Genomic DNA, 18,457 nt, shown 5'->3' with positions numbered 1-18,457 from the left:
TGGTAAATAAAATTTAGTGCTCAATAGGAAAGGAAAGAGGTCTAAAGCACAATCGTAAATTTTCTAAATAAGACATAAAAAAACGAGCTTTGATTTTTTACGATCAAAACTCGTTTTATAGTGAATATCTTCTACAAAATCTTAAATCATTTAATGAGTAAGGTCTTTTTTAAACTATTCCTAGTTTCTGGACCAAGCTTATATTTTTGTGGCTCGCAACCTCAACGCATTCGCGATTACTGATACCGAGCTGAAGCTCATAGCTAAAGCAGCAATCATAGGAGACAACAGTAATCCAAACACAGGGAAGAGCACTCCTGCCGCAATAGGCACACCAAGTGTATTATAAATAAGGGCGAAGAATAAATTCTGTTTTATGTTCCCCATCACTTTTTCACTAAGGTGCCTCGCTTTTACTATGCCTTGTAAATCACCTTTTACCAAAGTAATACCCGCGCTTTCTATGGCAACATCGGTACCGGTACCCATAGCAATACCTACATCGGACTTTGCTAAAGCTGGAGCGTCGTTAATACCGTCTCCGGCCATGGCCACCTTTTTACCTTCTTTCTGCAACTGCTCTACCACATTTAATTTATCTTGAGGTAACATTTCGGCTTTAAAATTAGCTAGACCCAATGTTTCTGCAACGGCCTTTGCAGTATCGTGGTTATCTCCGGTTAGCATAATTACCTCTATACCACTCTTTTGCAATTCCGTAATAGCAGCCTTACTATTTTTCTTTATCATATCACTAATCACCACATAGCCAATACCTACATTATCAACTGCTAATAAAGGTACTGTCTTGCCCATTTTCTGCTCTTCTAGAACCTCATTCTGTAATTTATCAGACAGTTTAACCTGGGCTTCTTCCATCATTTTTTTATTTCCCAAAGCCACTTTCTTACCGTCTACCGTTCCTGTAACTCCCTTACCGGTTACAGACATAAAATTGGTAGCGGTTAAAAGAGAAACCTTCTTTTCTTTTGCAAAATTCACCGTAGCTTCCGCCAAAGGATGCTCACTAAGATTATTAAGAGAGTAGATAAATTGGAGAATTTCCTCTTCACTATAATCGGGAGAAACACTATTAATACTTTCCACGGATGGTTTCCCCTCCGTAATAGTTCCTGTCTTATCAATAATAAGCGTATCTATTTTATCCATCCGCTCTAATGCTTCTGCATTTTTGATAAGCACTCCAGATTGCGCCCCTTTACCAACACCTACCATAACAGACATAGGGGTAGCCAAACCAAGGGCACAGGGACAGGCGATAATCAGCACTGCAATGGCATTTACCAAAGCGTACACATAGGCGGGTTCTGGCCCCACAACAGCCCATACAATAAAGGTAATGACCGAAATTAATACCACCACTGGCACAAAATAGGCAGATATCTTATCGGCTAGTTTTTGTATGGGAGCCTGACTCCTACTAGCTTTATTTACCATGTCTATTATTTGAGCCAATAAGGTATCTGACCCTACTTTTTGGGCTTCCATAACAAAGGTTTGTTTCCCATTAATGGTACCCGAATTAACGGAATCGCCCTCTTCCTTATCCACTGGTATAGGCTCCCCAGTAATCATAGATTCGTCTATGGAAGTATTTCCTTCACGGATTTTTCCGTCTACTGGAATTTTTTCTCCTGGCTTAACCCTAAGCAAGTCGCCTATTTTTATTTTATCGATAGCAATAGTTTCTTCCTTCCCATTAACTATTCTGACAGCTTTATTGGGTGCCAACTTCAATAATTCCTTTACGGCGTTATTAGTTTTACTATGGGCACGGGCCTCTAACAGTTGCCCCATTAATACTAAGGTTAGGATAACGGTAGCCGCTTCAAAATACACATGCACAGTTCCGTGATGCGTCTTAAACTGTTCTGGGAAAAAATCTGGAAATAGCAATCCAAAAACACTGAACAACCACGCAACACCTGCACCGATACCGATGAGGGTAAACATATTTAGGTTCCAGGTTTTTATGGAACGATAGGCACGTTCAAAAAACATCCATGTAGCGTAGAATACTACGGGAATAGAAAGTGCAAATTGTATCCAGTTCCAATATTTCATTGGAAGCAGGTCATACAATGGATTATTAGGAATCATTTCGGACATGGCAATTATAAAAATTGGCAGGGTAAAGATCCCTGCTATCCAAAACTTTTTCAATAGCTTCTTATAATTCTTTTCTTCGGCAGAGATATCAGCTTTTACAGGTACTAGATCCATTCCGCAAATAGGACAATCCCCAGGTTCATCCTTTATTATCTCTGGATGCATTGGACAGGTGTATTGGGTAGCGCCAAAGGCATCCATTTTCACTTCTTCTACCAAGTCCATTCCACAAACTGGGCAATCTCCTGGTTTGTCATAAGTCTTATCTCCCTCGCAATGCATAGGACAGTAAAACGTCCCTGTTCCCGATCCTTGAGGAGCTTTTTTAGGAGCTTTAAAGTGTTCTGGTTCTTCTTCCCCAGGCATGGCAATAGTATAACTCCCACCATCTTGCTCCAAGGCTTTTTTAAAAGTATCTATCGCAATATGCTCCTTCATTTCTATTGTAGCCTCCGCTTTTGCCAAGTCTACAGAAGCATTGGAAACACCCTCTACCTTTTTTAGAGTTTCTTCTACATGGCTCCTGCAACCATTACAGGTCATCCCAAAAATTTTATAGGTATGTGTCATTGTTTACGTCTTTAAATATTTACCTAAAATTAGCCTATCCCTAGGGATTTCATTTTCACAATTATGGAGGATGTTTATACTATTTGGTCTAGTGGCTTCCTTCCCCACTGCTGTAAATTCTTATAATCGCTCATAGACATTCCAGTTATTGTTTTAAACTGTGATGCCAAATGGCTACTGCTTTTGTAGTTAAGGCTATAGGCTATTTCAGAAAAATTAAGATGTTGTAGTTGGATCAATTCCTTAACCTTTTCTATTTTTAGATGGATATAATACCGCTCAATAGTTACTCCCTCTTGTTTACTGAACATTTTGCTCATTACTGAATAATCCCTATTCAGTTTTTTGGACAAGTAGGACGATAGGTTTTCTTCCGAAGAAGCTTCAATTTGGTCTACGGCTTCAATCAGTGCTATCTTTATATGTTCAGTAAGCATTTCCCCAGCATCTTTTACCAGTTCAAAACCGTTTTCCCGAAGCATATTTTCAAAAAAATACTGATCTACTCCTTCTTTTTCCACATAAACGATCTCGCCCAAGACAATAGATTCCACAACAATGCCAACCTTTTTGAACTCTTGTTCCAAAAGGGTTATACACCTATTGCAAACCATATTTTTAACGAGGATTTTTTTCTTCATGCTTCCTTATAAAATAGCCAAACTTCCTTGAAGATAAGAATATTACACAAATCCTATCGTCCCTGTCCAAAGTTATTATCTCTGATTAGTTTAATTCCTTTTGAACAAAACCACAGTTCAACATCTGACTACCAAAGTATGGGTTCTTTACTGCCTTTACTGTACTCACCCACATACCACCTTTATCATCCTTATACATAGGACAAAACTGCTGGTACAATGGCATAGGAGCTCCGGTAATCGCTACTAAACTAACTAGGTTATCACTTAAGCCTTCGAAGTGTTCTCTTTGTTGGGTGATTTTACTCTTGCCTATCTGATCTGCACTTTCTTTGGCAGCAGCTAAAATTGACTTCACCTCGGAATCATTAGACACCTCTAAGGTTTTTATATCAAAATTTGATAAAGTACTTGCCAATTTATCACCTGCTTTAGCTGCCAATTCCTGATTGTCACCTACCAAAGCGTCTTTGAGCTCCATGTAATTATCGATAATTATTTCCACTCCATTAGAATCCTGTCCGGTAGATATTTCTTGGGAAACTCCACTCACCTCTTCTTTAGCGGATTCTTTTTTGGCATCTTTACAAGACATCATTCCTAAGCTAAAAACTGCTAATGCTAAAACTCCGATTTTAAATTTTGCTACTTTCATTTTAATTTAATTTATAAGTAATTATTGATAATAATATTAAAGTAAATTATCCGCTTACTTCCTACGGTTTTATTTATGGTATAAATTTAAACTCCTAAACTTCTGCTTTTTATAAAGCTCAATGACTTTTATTGCCCCATAAAATAGTGCCGCACACTAAGGGTTTGGCCACCAATAGCAATAAAAATATGGATTTACCGCCCATTAGATTCTTCTAATTGAACGAACGGCATAGTTGGTCCAAATACCGTTAACCTGGTAGGACTTTATTTTCTAAGTGAAAAAATCAAATTAGGAAAGTTTCATACAAAACATGGATGTCCCGTATGAGAAAAGGAGGAGAATAGTCCACAAACGGAACAATATTCTCAATTTCCCCTTCATACAAATAGTTTAGGCTGTAGGCATAAGTAGCCACAAACACTAGTTGATGAAACGAAAACTTATCAAATGAATTTTTAAGGATATCTTGTCCTTCTATGGTAATATTCTCTTCATTACAGCAATTGTCTACCACTATAGAACAACTGTCATTTTCAGTTGGCTGCATTGTCTCCATCCCACAGGTATCTACCTTGTTAAAGACGGAATAATCTATTAGTGTTTTCCCACAATAATGCATATCCAATGTAAAAGACATGGTAGAGAAAAGCACTAAAAGCGCTAGGGTTAAAGATGCTATATTTTGAAAAATATTCTTCATGAATGGTACAAAAATACTGAAATTTAAAATCCTGTCACTTTATTAACAAACAATTAAGTTCCACTCTAATAGCGCTAAAAGTACTACCCCTTAAAAATCTCACTTAAAATCTCATAAGACCTTAGTCGGTCTTCATGATTATAAATGTGCGAAACCACCATAACCTCATCTACTCTGGTTGCTTCTACAAACCCTTCTAGCTGTTTTTGGACAGTTTCTTTTGCTCCTACAAAGCTATAGTACATCATTTTCTGAATTTGCGCCTGTTCTAACTCGTGCCACAATCCGTCCATACTTTTCACTGGGGGCGGCAACGGCTTTCTTGTATTCCTAATTATTCCCAAAGCCAATTGTTGCAGACTAGTCTCCAAAAACTTGGCTTTTTCGTCCGTTTCTGCTGCAATTACGTTTACACAAGCTATTGTGTATGGTTTAGCAGATTGTTTGGAAGGCTGAAAATTCTGATGGTATAAACTCAATGCATCGTGAAGATGGGTTGGTGCAAAATGACTGGCAAATGCATAGGGAAGCCCTTTTATTCCTGCTAATTGAGCACTAAATGTACTAGACCCTAAGAGATAAATGGGAATATCTAAACCTTCTCCAGGAATGGCTCTTACCGCAGCATTTTTATTGTCTGCAGAAAAAAAGGTCTGAAGTTCTCCAATATCACGAGGAAAATCGTGCACTGTTTCGGGTCTATCTCTCCTCAACGCTTTTGCTGTCAGCTGATCGGTCCCCGGAGCTCGCCCTAATCCAAGGTCTATCCTACCAGGATACAAGGTCTCCAAGGTTCCAAACTGTTCTGCAACAATTAAAGGGGCATGGTTAGGAAGCATTACACCTCCAGATCCTACCCTAATAGTTTTTGTTCCCTGAGCAATATATCCAATTAAAATTGGTGTGGCAGAACTTACCAAGGTATCCATATTATGATGTTCGGAAATCCAAAATCTACCAAATCCCAATCGCTCTACATGTTGTGCAAGCTCCAGGCTTCTTGCCATCGATTGTTGGTGGGTTGCACCTTCTGCGACCGGCACTAGGTCTAAGACCGAAAAATTTATTCCCTCTAAACTACTTTTAGTATCCTGCTCCATACACATCAAAATTAAAAACTGCCAAGAATTTACACAAAGTTCCCGGCAGTTTTAAAATAAATTATATTAAACGATCAATCCCCTAAATTACAAATTCTAATCATGGCTTCCAAACAATAATCATCGTTAAGATTAAAGGTTAAGCAATTTCTACCCCAGGTAATATAATACCACCTCAACTTCCTTTTTTCATTTAAGTCAATTTCAATAGCGATTACGGAAGTCTTATTTAATCCAAAATTCTTATATTCACCACAACCTATGACCGAATTAGCTAAAAGAAAAAGAAAAAAGAGAAGGTTTTATAACCTTATGATGTTGATTATTCTGGCCATAATTATTATTTCGGCCTTTGTTTTAAATTACAAAACTTAGGGATATCAAACATAGCCGTTTTGCCCAAGAATCCTCTTCAATGATTTATAAATGGCATTTAACTTTAATTTTGATCAATATTGTTCAATAAACTGCCATTTTGCCCTTAGCTTTGCTAAAAATGCGTAGTTAAATAGGACATGAGTTCTCCGATTGAAAAGAAAGACCCTAAAAAGAAAAGAAGGCCGCTAAAGATATTTGGCTGGTTATTGCTTGCTTTGGTCTTACTCGTTTTTTTGCTCCTCCTTTTTATCCGAAGTCCATGGGGACAAAATATCATTATTAATAAGGCTATAGCCTATGTATCGGAGAAAACCAATACAAAAGTAGAGATCCAACGTCTATTTATTACCTTTTCTGGAAATGCCTATATAGAAGGGCTTTATTTGGAAGATAAAAAGGGAGACACTCTCCTCTATTCCCACTCTTTAGAAGCTTCTGTAGCCGTGGCTCCTTTAATTAAGGGTGATAAAATAAAAGTAAATTCCATAGATTGGAACGGAGTGGTGGCCAATATTAATCGCACGGAGAAGAGCGGAGCTTATAATTTTGATTTCTTAATCGATGCTTTTGCTGCGGATTCTACTCCTTCGGATTCTACTTCATCCAGTATACCTAAATTAGAATTAGGCCCTATTGCATTCAAAGATTTTAAAATTGCCTATCTAGATGAAGTAGATGGCCTAGATGCCTCCCTTGAATTAGGTGAACTTCATCTAAAAATGAATGAGCTGGATCTAGACCTAATGAAGTTTCATATAGCAGATGCCTCTATCATCAACACTCAAATTTTCTATACCCAGAATAAAGCGATCACATCAGATCCGGAGTCTTCGGAAGAATCCGCAATGCCCATACTTATTGTAGAGCGACTTACTATAGAAAATACGGAGGCTAATTATAGATCCATTCCCGACAAAGTAGTAGGCAAATTTAAAATAGGCTCTTTTTTACTAGCCCTACCCGAGGCTGATATAGCTAAGGAAAAAATTAGATTAGAACAGTTACAACTCGCTAATTCCGAAATTTTTTACAGCGACCTAAAAGAAGAGAAAAGCCTCCCAATAGATTCTACATCAATTAAAGAACCCATAAATTTTGAATGGCCAGGTTGGGATATTGAGTCGGGTTCTATCACTTTAGAAAACAATACCATCACCTATATTTCCAAAGAATACAATCCTACTAATGCAACCTTCAGCACCTCAAGCTTAGAACTAAATAAGTTAGAGTTAGCATTGCCGAAGGCCCTATTAGCAAATGACGCTGCAGAAATATCCCTCACTCACTTATCCTTTTTCGAAAAGAATGGTTTCCTCCTAAACAATTTAGGGTTTAACATTAAAGCAAACGACGAGGGTATTTCTCTGACCGATTTAAATGCTGCAACCCAAAAAAGCAATCTCAACGGAGAAGTGAAAATTGAATATGGATCCATTAATTCATTTTTAAATCACCCAGAAACATCTATAATTTCCATGGCCATGCCCTCCTTTAATCTTTCCTTGGAGGAGCTATATGCTTTACAACCTTCCTTAAAAGAAAACATACAGTTCCAAAACTTGACAAAAAAAGAGGTTTCGGGAAAGCTATTTGCTGAAGGCACATTGGAAAAACTACAAGTAAAAAACTCGGCCCTACAATGGGGGAAATCCACTAGGATACAGCTAGAGGGGTCCTTGGCAAATCTAATGCAACCCGATTCGCTGCATGTAGATCTCCCAAATTTAAATTTCACCACAGTTAAAACAGATGTTGCTCAGTTTATAAATGAAGAAGAATTAGGAATCTCTCTACCAGATTCCATTCTAATAAACGCATCCTTATTGGGAACTTTATCGGATTTAAAAGGAGAAGCCAAAGTAGGTAGTCCCGACGGAGACATTATGTTGGCCGGAAACTTCGTCAATAAGGACAAAATTCAATTTGATGCTGAGGTAGAAGTAGTACAATTACAACTACAAAAACTCCTTAATAACGAACAGTTATCCCCCGTTTCATTCACACTAAAAACCTCGGGTAGTGGCAATTCCTTAAATACGATAAATGCCAAGCTAGATTCCGATTTTACCGATTTGAAATATCAAGGGTATGATTTTTCCAAACTCGACTTAAATGGTGAAATTAAAAATGGCGAAGGGGATATCAATCTAAAATTTAAAGATGATAATTTAAACATGCAAATGCATGCTCATCTCGTATTAGACTCCATTTCCCCACAGATAGATATGGCCCTTAATGTAATTGGAGCAGACCTATCTTCCTTAGGAATTACACAAAACGATATTAAAGTAAAATTTCTATTAGAAAGTAAATTTAAGGGGAATGCGCAGGATTTCTCCTTAGCTTCCCAGCTGAAAGATGCTTTGGTAGTTTATGAAAACACACCTTACCCAGTAGAGGACCTAATGTTTAATGCCGCTATAAATGAAAAGGGCACAACTGCGGATATTCATAGTAAGTTAATACAAGGTGAGTTTCTTTCTAATACTGATATAGGCTCCCTTAACAAAGCCTTGATAGGCCACTTTAAAAATTATTTTTTAGATTCTACTGCCATAGGTCAGGGTCGGGTGCCTGTCACCATGAAGATGAAATTGACTATGAAACAAGACCCCTTGTTAGAAGATGTTTTCGTAGGCGGATTAAAGAAAATAGATTCTGTATACCTACAGATGGATTTTAACGAGGCAGAACAAAACTTAACAGCAAATTTAAGGGCTCCATTTATTGATTATGATGGTAGTACTTTAGATAGCCTACGTTTAGACTTAAAAGGAACAGGGAAAACGCTAGATTTTGAATTTGGATGGAAGGCAATAAATTCTGACCCTATCGCCATTCCTAGAACTTCTATAAATGGGACACTAGAAAACAAAGAACTACAGCTTAATTTTGATGCTTATGACGGGGACGAATTACTGACTCATTTAGGTTCCAAATTAACGGCACGCCAAGACACCCTGAATATTCATATACAGCCTTCCGGGCTACTCATTAGTAAACAAAACTGGGAAATTCCTAAAACCAACAACATAGCTATTGCGGAGAAGTATATAGAGATTAAGGATGTTTTCTTTCAAAGGAATCAACAAAAGATGACGGTTAGTAGTAAACACTACTCCGAATCTGAACAAGACCTGTCCTTGAATTTCAATAATTTTAGATTGGGCACTTTTACCAGTTTCTTAAATCCAGATGAATCTTTATTAACCGGAGTTTTAAATGGCGACCTTACTTTTAAGGATCCCTATGGAGATACTGGATTGGTAGCAAAGATGGAAATCGACAATCTTACGGCCATGCAAATGGCTCTAGGTAGTTTAAACTTAAATGCCAATTCTAAAAGTAGCAACACCTACGATTTTGATCTCGCTCTATCTGGCGGAGATGTAGATTTAGCTATTAATGGGGACTATTTAGCTGCCGAAAGTGGTGCGCAACTTAACCTAAACCTGCTCATCAACGAAATAAAAATGAAGGCTATACAAGAGTTGGTGCCCGAAAATATTTCTGACCCTACTGGTACTCTATCAGGAGAATTTAAAGTGACCGGTACCCTAGCTGAACCCGAATATCAAGGAACTCTCCAATTTAATGAGACAGGGTTCTTAGTAAATACGCTAAATACAAAATTCACTTTAGCAGACGAGGAAATTAAAATAGATAACAAAGGGGTCTATTTTAATAAATTTGATATTGCAGATGCCAATAACAACCTTTTTCACCTAGATGGTAGCATTTTTACAGAAGAGTTTAGCAATCCCTCATTCGATCTGAAAATTAAAGCCAAGGAATTCCAAGCCCTCAACGCCACTAAGGAAGATAATGACCTTTATTATGGAATGATGAAATTGGACGCCGATATGGAAGTGAAGGGAAACTTGGCAGTTCCAAAAATATCTGGAACCTTGAAAATTATAGAAGGGTCTAATTTAACTTTTGTAGTTCCCGAATCCCAACTAGAAGTAATGGAGCGCGAAGGGGTAGTGCTCTTTGTAAACAAAGAAAATCCAGATGCCATTATTACCAAAAACAATGATAATAAGGCTCAATCTGCAATTCTGAAAGGTTTGGATGTTGCAGCAATCCTAAAAGTAGATGACAACTCTACCTTTACTATAGTGATAGACGAACGTTCTGGCGATAATTTTCAGGTCACGGGAGAAGGTGAGTTTAATTTTGGTATTACGCCAACCGGACTTACTAGTTTGGCGGGAAGATATGAGGTAAGCAGTGGACATTATGAGGCTAGTCTCTACAATCTTGTAAAGCGAAGATTTGATATTTCCCCTGGCAGTACACTTATATGGAGCGGCGATCCTTTTAATGCCCAAGTAAAGCTAAGGGCTATTTATAAACTAGAAACCTCAGCGGCCCCTATTATGGCCACCCAAACCTCAGCGGCCAGTGCAGGAATTGCCAATAAATACCGACAAAAATTACCGTTTTTAGTATATCTTAATGTGGATGGCGTTTTATTAAAACCAGAAATATCTTTTAATCTAGATATTCCTGAAGAGGAACAAGGGGCTTTAGGGGGTGAAGTTTATGGGCGAGTACAACAACTAAATGAGCGTGAAGAAGAGCTAAATAAACAGGTGTTCTCTCTTTTGGTTCTTAACCGATTCTTCCCAGGCTCTACTAGTGACGGGAGTTCTGGAGGTGCGGCATCCATTGCCCGGGATAATGTAAACAAGGTGCTTTCTGGGCAATTGAATCAGTTTTCAGATAAGCTGATTGGGAGCACCGGAGTGGAGCTCGATTTTGGTCTGGATAGCTTTACCGACTACCAAGGCGATACTCCCCAAGAAAGAACCCAATTAGACGTAAGTGCTAGTAAGCGACTCTTTAACAACAGATTAATTGTTCAGGTGGGAAGCGAAGTGGATATTGAAGGTAGTAACCAGGGGGCAGAAAGTACTCCCGTTATTGGAAATGTAAGCATAGAATATTTATTGACCGAAAATGGTAGGTTTAGGATTAAAGGATTCCGAAGAAACGAATTTGAAAGTGTTATAGACGGACAGCTAATCGTTACCGGTATTGGCCTTATTTTTAATAGGGAATTTAACCAATTTAAAGAACTTTTTGCCAAAGCGGTTAAAGAGGAAGTGGAAAAAGAAAAAAAATAAGATCTCTTTGAAAACCAAAACAAAAATAAGATGTCTTTATACGCTCATATTCCTATGGGCCTTGCAGTCTTGTAGTGTGAAGAAATATATTCCCCAGGACGAATTGCTTTATACCGATGGTAATATTCAATTAGAAGCAGATACTACTATTAGGGATCTAGGAAAAATAAATCAAGAGTTGCAAAACTTGTTGAAACCAGAGCCCAATACCAAATTTTTGGGAGCATACATTAGGTTATGGGCCCACTATAAAGCTCAAAAAGAAAAACCTGGATTTATAAATAGGTTTTTGAATAAGAAAATTGGGGAAGAACCCGTGTACCTCTCTAATATCGATTTAGAAAAAACCGAAGATCTAATCAATAATCGACTAGAAAACAGGGGGTTCTTTAGAAACAATATCACTTCTACCGTTAATAAGAAGGCGAAAACCGCCTCCATTGATTATCAAGTTGGGGTAAAAAAACCCTATACGTTAGCGTCCTATCAATTAGAGGGCGATTCACTACCTATTTTAGCAGATATTAAAGAAAATCTAGGAAAGACGACTCTTGCTCCTGGAATACGATACGACCTTCAGCGTTTTAAAATGGAAAGAGAACGTATAGATCAAAATCTGAAAGCTAAAGGGTATTATAATTTTAACGCCGATTTCCTGATTTTTGAAGCTGATACCAATCAGTATAAAAATAAGCGATTCGACTTGTTTTTAAGGTTAAAAAAGGATGTACCTAAAAAATCATTAGTCCCCTATCGTATTAACAATATCAAGGTATTTCCAAATTATTCTGTAGCTACCGATAGTTTAAAGATGGATACCGTACAGATAGCTGGGGTAGATTATATTCAGCACAACGACTTTTTTAAGCCCAAAAGATTGGCACCGTATATTTTACTAGATGAAGGGGAAACCTATGACCCCCTTAAATCCAAGCTCACTAGTAATAGACTAGCATCTATTGGGACGTATAAATATATCAACATCCAGTATAAGGAGGACAATACGGATATGGAAACCGATGGTTTTTCTAAATTGGATGCCTTTATCTATTTATCTCCATTGAACAAACGCTCTCTCCGAGCAGAATTGCAGGCTGTTACAAAATCTAACAACTTTGCAGGGCCAACACTATCGCTTACCTATAGCAATAGAAACTTTTTTAAGGGCGGAGAAACCCTCAATATCACAGGAAATGTAGGATATGAAACCCAATTAGATGGAAATAAAAGTACCGGATTAAGTAGTACTCAACTTGGATTTAAAACCGATCTGATATTTCCTAGGTTACTTTCGTTTTTTAATATCTCCGAGCGCTTTAAATATGCGGTTCCCAAAACCAAAATAAGCTTGGGAATGGAACATTTAAATAGGAGTAAATTGTATAGTTTAACCTCGTTCAGCTCTATATTTGGATATGGCTGGAATGAAAATAAGTATGTTTATCACGAGCTGAATCCTCTTAGCATCAACTATGTTAACCTTTCTAAGACTACAGAAGAATTTGAGACCATCTTGGACAACAATCCATTTTTGAGAAGTAGTTTTGAACAGCAATTTATAGCTGGACTCACCTATTCCTTTACCTATAATGAAGTGGCGGTTAGCAGAAAGCGGAATACCCTTTTCTTTAATGCCAATATAGATCTTGCAGGAAATACCTTAAACTTGTTTGGTAAGAGAGCCAACCCAGGTGAGGATAAAACTTTTTTAGGGTTAGCCTACGCACAGTATGCCAAAACGGATATAGACCTAAGGTATCATTTAAGTGTTGGCAGTTCCCAAAAACTGATTGGAAGAATTTTTGGGGGAATAGGCGTTCCTTATGGAAATTCTAACACCTTACCTTTTTCCAAACAGTTCTTTTCTGGTGGGCCATACAGTGTGCGAGCGTTTAGAATACGATCCTTAGGACCTGGAACTTATAATCCTGAATCAGATGATTCTGGAGCTTTTTTTGATCAATCTGGGGATATAAGGCTAGAAGCCAATCTAGAGTATAGATTTCCCATCTATTCTTTCTTAAAAGGAGCTGTATTTGCCGATGCTGGAAATGTCTGGTTAATCAATGAAAATGACGCGCTACCAGGAGGGAAATTTACTTCCAATTTTATGGATGAATTGGGGATTGGCGTGGGCGCAGGTCTCCGTATAGACATACAAAGCTTTGTACTACGGTTTGATCTTGCTACACCACTACAGAAACCCTACCTACCAAAAGGAAAGCGTTTTGAATTAGAATTCTCGCAGCCAATTTTGAATTTTGCCATCGGGTATCCTTTCTAATTTAATTGGACTAAAGAACGAGATAAGTTTGCAATGCATTAATTATGAGATAAACTGTGAAAATAATTAAACAGGAATTGTAGCGCATGGGATAACGTGTCCTACTTTTTAACAAGTCCATATTTCTTGTCGTTATTTAAAAAAATAAAGATCCAAGAAATTAAGATTATGGAAGAGCCATAGATAATGTTTTGAAAAACGGGATGAATTAAACCTACTACCAAGAATATAGTGGAGAATGCCCCTAGAATGTAAAAAGAAATCTTAAACTTATTAAAATTAATACTGACTAATAAACTTGCTATAACCCCAATAAAACAGTAAACCGGTTTTAAGTATATTAAAAAATAGTCTAAGAAACTTAATATACCTGTAGACGCACCTTCTTCCGTGCTCACATATTCAATTCTAATATGTGATGAATACACCAAGACAATTCCTAGCAGTAGAAATACAAAACCCGATGTACCTTTCCATTCTTTGTTCAAGTGGGGAAAAATTTGAACCATTTCAGGATTTTCAATCTTTTGGGGCAATTCAATAAAAGCTATTAAAAGCAGTGCTACGGCGCTAAATATAAAGGCCAATAAGGAATAATACGACGTTATAGTAAATAGGAACACAGTTAAAAAAACTAATAAAAACACCTTTAAAACCTTGCTGATATTATTTCTATTTATTAGAAGATTAATTCCTAAATATATCATTGATAGGGTTATAGTTGGTTTTAAAATTCTTTCATTAAAAAGCATAAAGTCTGCTTGAGAAAAAAAATCAAATCGAAAGAAATTGTTTATATAGGTAGATTTGGTATAGAGGTTAGCCAAGATTCCTACAACTAACAGTAAAACCGCAATAATTCTGTTTTTGTTATTATTATTTATATTACTATTTTCTAATGCTTTTTGTATCTCATCAGGTGTATATCCTTTCTTTAAAAGCGCTTGTGCTATTCTAGTAATATTGTATCTTTTATAGGTTAGGTGGGATACCTCGTGTGATATATTTTTCATGTTTTTGAATTTTCCAACACAGACGGATAAATGCCATCATCTATGCTTAGTAGTATTTTAAACTAATACTAACTAAATTTATTGTTCAATTACACAAAAATGAGGATTTGGATAATAGCTAATTAACGTAATATTGATAAAGCTCAAAATTCACTTTTTAATCACAAATCATCCCAAACAACAATATTAAACATGAAGTAAATCTCTAGTCTTTTATAGCATCTAAACCAGATATTAGATTATCTAAAGTTTAAACTAATATAAAAACCCCGTTTATAAATTTTGAGTATGCTTTGTAATATTTAGTAAGCACCTCTAGCCTTAAGTCAGTTTACTTTACCTTTTGTGATAGAGCGACCTTACTATAAGCTTCCTTAGCTATCTCCAGCTCTTCATTAGTGGGTACCACCAAAATCTTTACTTTAGAAGTAGTAGTGCTAATTTCCCTAATATCCGAGTTCCGAATTACATTTAGCCCAGAATCTAGTTGCATTCCTAGAAAGTCCATATTGCGACATACCATTTCTCTTAACAGGCTAGAATTTTCTCCAATCCCTGCAGTAAACAGAACAGCATCTAGACCGTTCATTGCTGCGGCATAGGCTCCAATATATTTTTTAATACGATAGGCATTCATTTCTAAAGCCAACAAACAGTTTTTATTCCCTTTCTCTGCTTCTGCTTGGATGTCCCTAAGGTCTGTAAATCCTGTTAGCCCCAACATCCCACTTTTTCTTGTAAGTAAGGTTTTCACCTCATCTAGATTATAACCTAGGGTATCTACTAGGTAAAAAATAACGGCATGGTCTATATCACCACTACGGGTACCCATAATGAGTCCGTTAGAAGGTGTAAAGCCTAAACTATGGTCTACACTTATTCCATTATGGACGGCAGTCATACTACAACCATTTCCCAAGTGGATACTGACTATTTTTGACTCTTGTTTATTGAGGTAGTCAATCGCCTTAGCAGTTACGTATTTATGACTTATCCCATGAAATCCATACACCTGAATTCCGTGCTCATCAAAAAATTCATTGGGCATAGCATATTTGCTAGCCTTTTCTGGAATGGTATGGTGAAAAGCAGTGTCGAATACCGTAATCTGCTTGGCATTACCAAAAAATTTCTCAGCCAAAACAATACCTTCTAGATTATGCGGATTATGAAGGGGTGCTAAGGCCGAAAGTTCATTAATCTTGTCTTTTACCTGCTTATCAACAATGGTAGCTTTATATAGGGTATTCCCTCCGTGGACCACCCTATGCCCAACTGCATCAATTTCCGATGCATTTTTTATAACTCCTATTTTAGGATCTACCAGCAAATTAGTTATAAGCTTCAAACCAGCCTTATGGTTCATCACCGGTAGGGTATTATTTACTTCATCTTTATCTGTTTTATAAGTAAAAATGGCCTCTTGGGATCCAATCCGCTCAACAATACCCTGACAGACAATTTGTTCAGCAGGCATCAACATTAATTGATATTTTATTGAAGAACTTCCGGAATTAATGATCAGTACTTTCATATTGTAATAATTGCTTCAAAATCTATGCAGTTGTTCGGTTATTTACTCAGTTAAAAACTCTTATAACCCTTGTGCCTGTATAGCGGTAATAATAACAGTATTAAAAATATCGTTTACGGTACAGCCCCTACTAAGGTCGTTTACCGGTTTATTAAGGCCTTGTAACATAGGGCCTATGGCCAAAGCACCAGTTTCTCTTTGTACCGCCTTATAGGTATTATTTCCTGTATTTAAATCTGGGAATATAAAGACAGTAGCCTTCCCTGCCACCTTAGAGTCGGGAAGTTTACTTTTTGCCACTTCTAGATCTACCGCGGCATCATATTGAATAGGTCCTTCTACCTTAAGATCTGGTCTAAGCTCTTTTACAATATTAGTAGCCTTCCTTACTCTTTCCACGTCCTCACCTTGCCCAGAACTTCCAGAGGAATAAGAGAGCATAGCTACCCTTGGTTCTATCCCAAAAGAATGACTACTAGTTGCGGAAGAAATAGCAATTTCTGCCAACTGCTCTGCGGTAGGATTTGGATTAATAGCACAATCACCAAAAATGGTCACTCTATCATCCAAGCACATAAAAAATATAGACGAAACTACAGAAACCCCAGGGGCGGTCTTAATAAACTGTAATGCGGGTAATATTGTATGTTGCGTAGTATTTACTGCTCCAGAAACCATCCCGTCTGCATGTCCCTTATGAACCATCATAGTGCCAAAATAAGACACATCTTCCATAAGGTCTTTTGCCATGGCAAGATTTACATTCTTATGTTTTCGCAATTCGTACAAGGTAGTTGCATAATCCTCGAACATCGGAGAGGATTTTGGATCTATAACAGCCAATTTTCCTAAATCTAATTCGATATCCGATTTTACAATTATCTCTTGAATCTGCTCTGGATTCCCCAATAGGGTAATATAAGCCGCATTGGAAGCCAATATCTTACTTGCAGCTCTAAGAATGCGCTCATCAGTCCCTTCTGGCAACACAATATGTTTTTTATTTAACTGCGCCTTTTTCAACAACTGATGTTGAAACATTCTAGGAGTAATCCCATCAGCTCTGAAAGTAATCAATCTTTCACCCAAGGTCTCTACATCCACATATTTTTCAAAATCCTGAATAGAGGTTGTTATTTTCTGCTTGTTTTCGGCATAAATCTGCGATTTTATGGCTCCAATCTCATTGGTAATGGCAAATGTTCCGCCTTTCACGGAAATAATAGGTACCACCTCTGAAAGTCCTTCAATTAGTTTAATTATAGAATCTTCAGGAATTACGCCTCCAGTAAGTACAATCCCAGAAATGCTGGGGTAATTGGCCGATAAATTAGCTTGTAAAGCCCCTAAAATAATATCTGCTCTATCTCCTGGGGTAATCACCAAACTATCTTCCTTTAAAAAAGTAAGGTAGTTACGCAATTGCATGGCCCCAACACTAAAAGCTCCTGCCTGATTATTGATGAAATCCTTTCCAAATAACACTTTACCATCCAAGGTCTCTACTATTTCTTTTATGGAAGGGTTTGCCAATACTGGGTTTAAAGGAATAGCATGGATAAGAACATGTGAAGGTAGGTCTCTTTTTAAACCGTTAATAGCTAAGTCAATATTCTTTTCCTGTACCTTGTTTGCTATAATGGACAGTACCTCTACACCCTTTTCTTTAAAAGAATCGTAGGCCATATGCATGGTGCCCACAAAGTCTTCCAAAGTTTTTCCTACTCCACTACTAATGATAATGGCCGGAATGCCAAGGTTTTTAGCGATAAGGACATTTATATCCCACTCTATTATCGCTTCTTCCCTAGTATAGCTAGTACCTTCTACCAACACAAAATCGAATCGCTCTTCTAACGCTTTGAATTTAGTGATGATCGTAGTAATAATTTCGTCGTCCTTATCCTGATTTTTCTTTAAAATTACTTCACTTCGGGTATAGGCGTAGGATTCATTGAAGCTTAAATTTAAGTCGAAATGACTTATCATAGTATTGATATGATTGTCTATTCCTCCCGGTTTAAAATCGTCTATAATTGGTCTAAAATATCCCACCTTCGCGGTCTTCCCCAATAACATCTGCATTAGTCCTAAGGAAATGATAGATTTGCCACTATCAGGACCAGTAGTAGCGATGTAAACGGCTTTGCTCATGTATTCCTCTTTTAAAATTCAATAAAGTTACAAGATTGAAGGGCATTCCAAAATATTAATTGTTTAATAATTCTTAGGTATCCTTAATCGACTGCAAAAATAAGATTCACCCTATTTTAGAAATATGAGATATATCAGCTAACATCCTATAATTTGACTAAAA

10 protein-coding genes are annotated in these 18,457 nt (G+C 37.2%); 2 read left to right on the top strand and 8 right to left on the bottom strand.

Annotation, left to right across the window (positions count from 1 at the left end):
• Nucleotides 1–198: 198 nt before the first annotated feature.
• The 5 genes from H344_RS0102150 to H344_RS0102130 form a co-directional block, all read right to left on the bottom strand.
• Nucleotides 199–2,700 carry a heavy metal translocating P-type ATPase gene (locus H344_RS0102150; protein WP_026808779.1) on the bottom strand — a complete coding sequence of 834 codons (2,502 nt, stop codon included), beginning with the start codon at nucleotides 2,698–2,700 and terminating at the stop codon, nucleotides 199–201.
• A gap of 74 nt (nucleotides 2,701–2,774) precedes the next feature.
• Nucleotides 2,775–3,341, bottom strand: a complete 567-nt coding sequence (locus tag H344_RS0102145; protein ID WP_026808778.1) for a helix-turn-helix domain-containing protein — start codon at nucleotides 3,339–3,341, stop codon at nucleotides 2,775–2,777.
• An 85-nt stretch (nucleotides 3,342–3,426) separates the two neighbouring features.
• A complete protein-coding gene (locus tag H344_RS0102140) occupies nucleotides 3,427–3,996 on the bottom strand; it encodes a DUF3347 domain-containing protein (RefSeq protein WP_026808777.1) in 570 nt (189 codons plus the stop codon).
• Between the two features lie 286 nt (nucleotides 3,997–4,282).
• Nucleotides 4,283–4,699 (bottom strand): HYC_CC_PP family protein, encoded by a 417-nt coding sequence (locus H344_RS0102135; protein ID WP_026808776.1) that lies wholly within the window; start codon nucleotides 4,697–4,699, stop codon nucleotides 4,283–4,285.
• Nucleotides 4,700–4,782: 83 nt separating this feature from the next.
• On the bottom strand, nucleotides 4,783–5,799 hold the full coding sequence (locus H344_RS0102130) for an LLM class flavin-dependent oxidoreductase (RefSeq protein ID WP_034256026.1): 1,017 nt from the start codon (nucleotides 5,797–5,799) through the stop codon (nucleotides 4,783–4,785).
• A 515-nt stretch (nucleotides 5,800–6,314) separates the two neighbouring features.
• Here H344_RS0102130 and H344_RS0102120 point away from each other — a divergent pair.
• Both H344_RS0102120 and tamL read left to right on the top strand, forming a co-directional pair.
• Entirely contained in the window at nucleotides 6,315–11,309 is a 4,995-nt protein-coding gene (locus H344_RS0102120; protein ID WP_026808774.1) for a translocation/assembly module TamB domain-containing protein, read from the top strand.
• A 7-nt stretch (nucleotides 11,310–11,316) separates the two neighbouring features.
• Nucleotides 11,317–13,593: a translocation and assembly module lipoprotein TamL gene (gene tamL / locus H344_RS0102115; RefSeq protein ID WP_026808773.1), complete on the top strand. Its 2,277-nt coding sequence runs from the start codon at nucleotides 11,317–11,319 to the stop codon at nucleotides 13,591–13,593.
• A 101-nt stretch (nucleotides 13,594–13,694) separates the two neighbouring features.
• Here the strand turns inward: tamL and H344_RS0102110 are convergent, their stop codons facing one another.
• From H344_RS0102110 to pta, 3 genes are all read right to left on the bottom strand, one after another.
• Nucleotides 13,695–14,606, bottom strand: coding sequence for a hypothetical protein (locus H344_RS0102110; RefSeq protein WP_026808772.1), 912 nt, complete (start codon nucleotides 14,604–14,606; stop codon nucleotides 13,695–13,697).
• A 331-nt stretch (nucleotides 14,607–14,937) separates the two neighbouring features.
• Nucleotides 14,938–16,140, bottom strand: coding sequence for an acetate/propionate family kinase (locus H344_RS0102105; protein ID WP_026808771.1), 1,203 nt, complete (start codon nucleotides 16,138–16,140; stop codon nucleotides 14,938–14,940).
• A gap of 60 nt (nucleotides 16,141–16,200) precedes the next feature.
• Nucleotides 16,201–18,294, bottom strand: a complete 2,094-nt coding sequence (gene pta, locus H344_RS0102100; RefSeq protein WP_026808770.1) for a phosphate acetyltransferase — start codon at nucleotides 18,292–18,294, stop codon at nucleotides 16,201–16,203.
• Nucleotides 18,295–18,457: the final 163 nt, after the last annotated feature.

Origin of the sequence: Arenibacter latericius DSM 15913, from assembly GCF_000424985.1 — a bacterium.
Classification (GTDB): domain Bacteria; phylum Bacteroidota; class Bacteroidia; order Flavobacteriales; family Flavobacteriaceae; genus Arenibacter; species Arenibacter latericius.
Note: the sequence above shows the minus strand (reverse complement) of the source record. Positions and strands in the feature narration are given on the sequence as shown.

Excerpts from the sequence above, each read along its gene's own strand:
- H344_RS0102150 (WP_026808779.1), bottom strand. The coding sequence starts at position 2,700 with ATGACACATACCTATAAAATTTTTGGGATGACCTGTAATGGTTGCAGG.
- H344_RS0102145 (WP_026808778.1), bottom strand. The coding sequence starts at position 3,341 with ATGAAGAAAAAAATCCTCGTTAAAAATATGGTTTGCAATAGGTGTATA.
- H344_RS0102140 (WP_026808777.1), bottom strand. The coding sequence starts at position 3,996 with ATGAAAGTAGCAAAATTTAAAATCGGAGTTTTAGCATTAGCAGTTTTT.
- H344_RS0102135 (WP_026808776.1), bottom strand. The coding sequence starts at position 4,699 with ATGAAGAATATTTTTCAAAATATAGCATCTTTAACCCTAGCGCTTTTA.
- H344_RS0102130 (WP_034256026.1), bottom strand. The coding sequence starts at position 5,799 with ATGGAGCAGGATACTAAAAGTAGTTTAGAGGGAATAAATTTTTCGGTC.
- H344_RS0102120 (WP_026808774.1), top strand. The coding sequence starts at position 6,315 with ATGAGTTCTCCGATTGAAAAGAAAGACCCTAAAAAGAAAAGAAGGCCG.
- H344_RS0102110 (WP_026808772.1), bottom strand. The coding sequence starts at position 14,606 with ATGAAAAATATATCACACGAGGTATCCCACCTAACCTATAAAAGATAC.
- H344_RS0102105 (WP_026808771.1), bottom strand. The coding sequence starts at position 16,140 with ATGAAAGTACTGATCATTAATTCCGGAAGTTCTTCAATAAAATATCAA.
- pta (WP_026808770.1), bottom strand. The coding sequence starts at position 18,294 with ATGAGCAAAGCCGTTTACATCGCTACTACTGGTCCTGATAGTGGCAAA.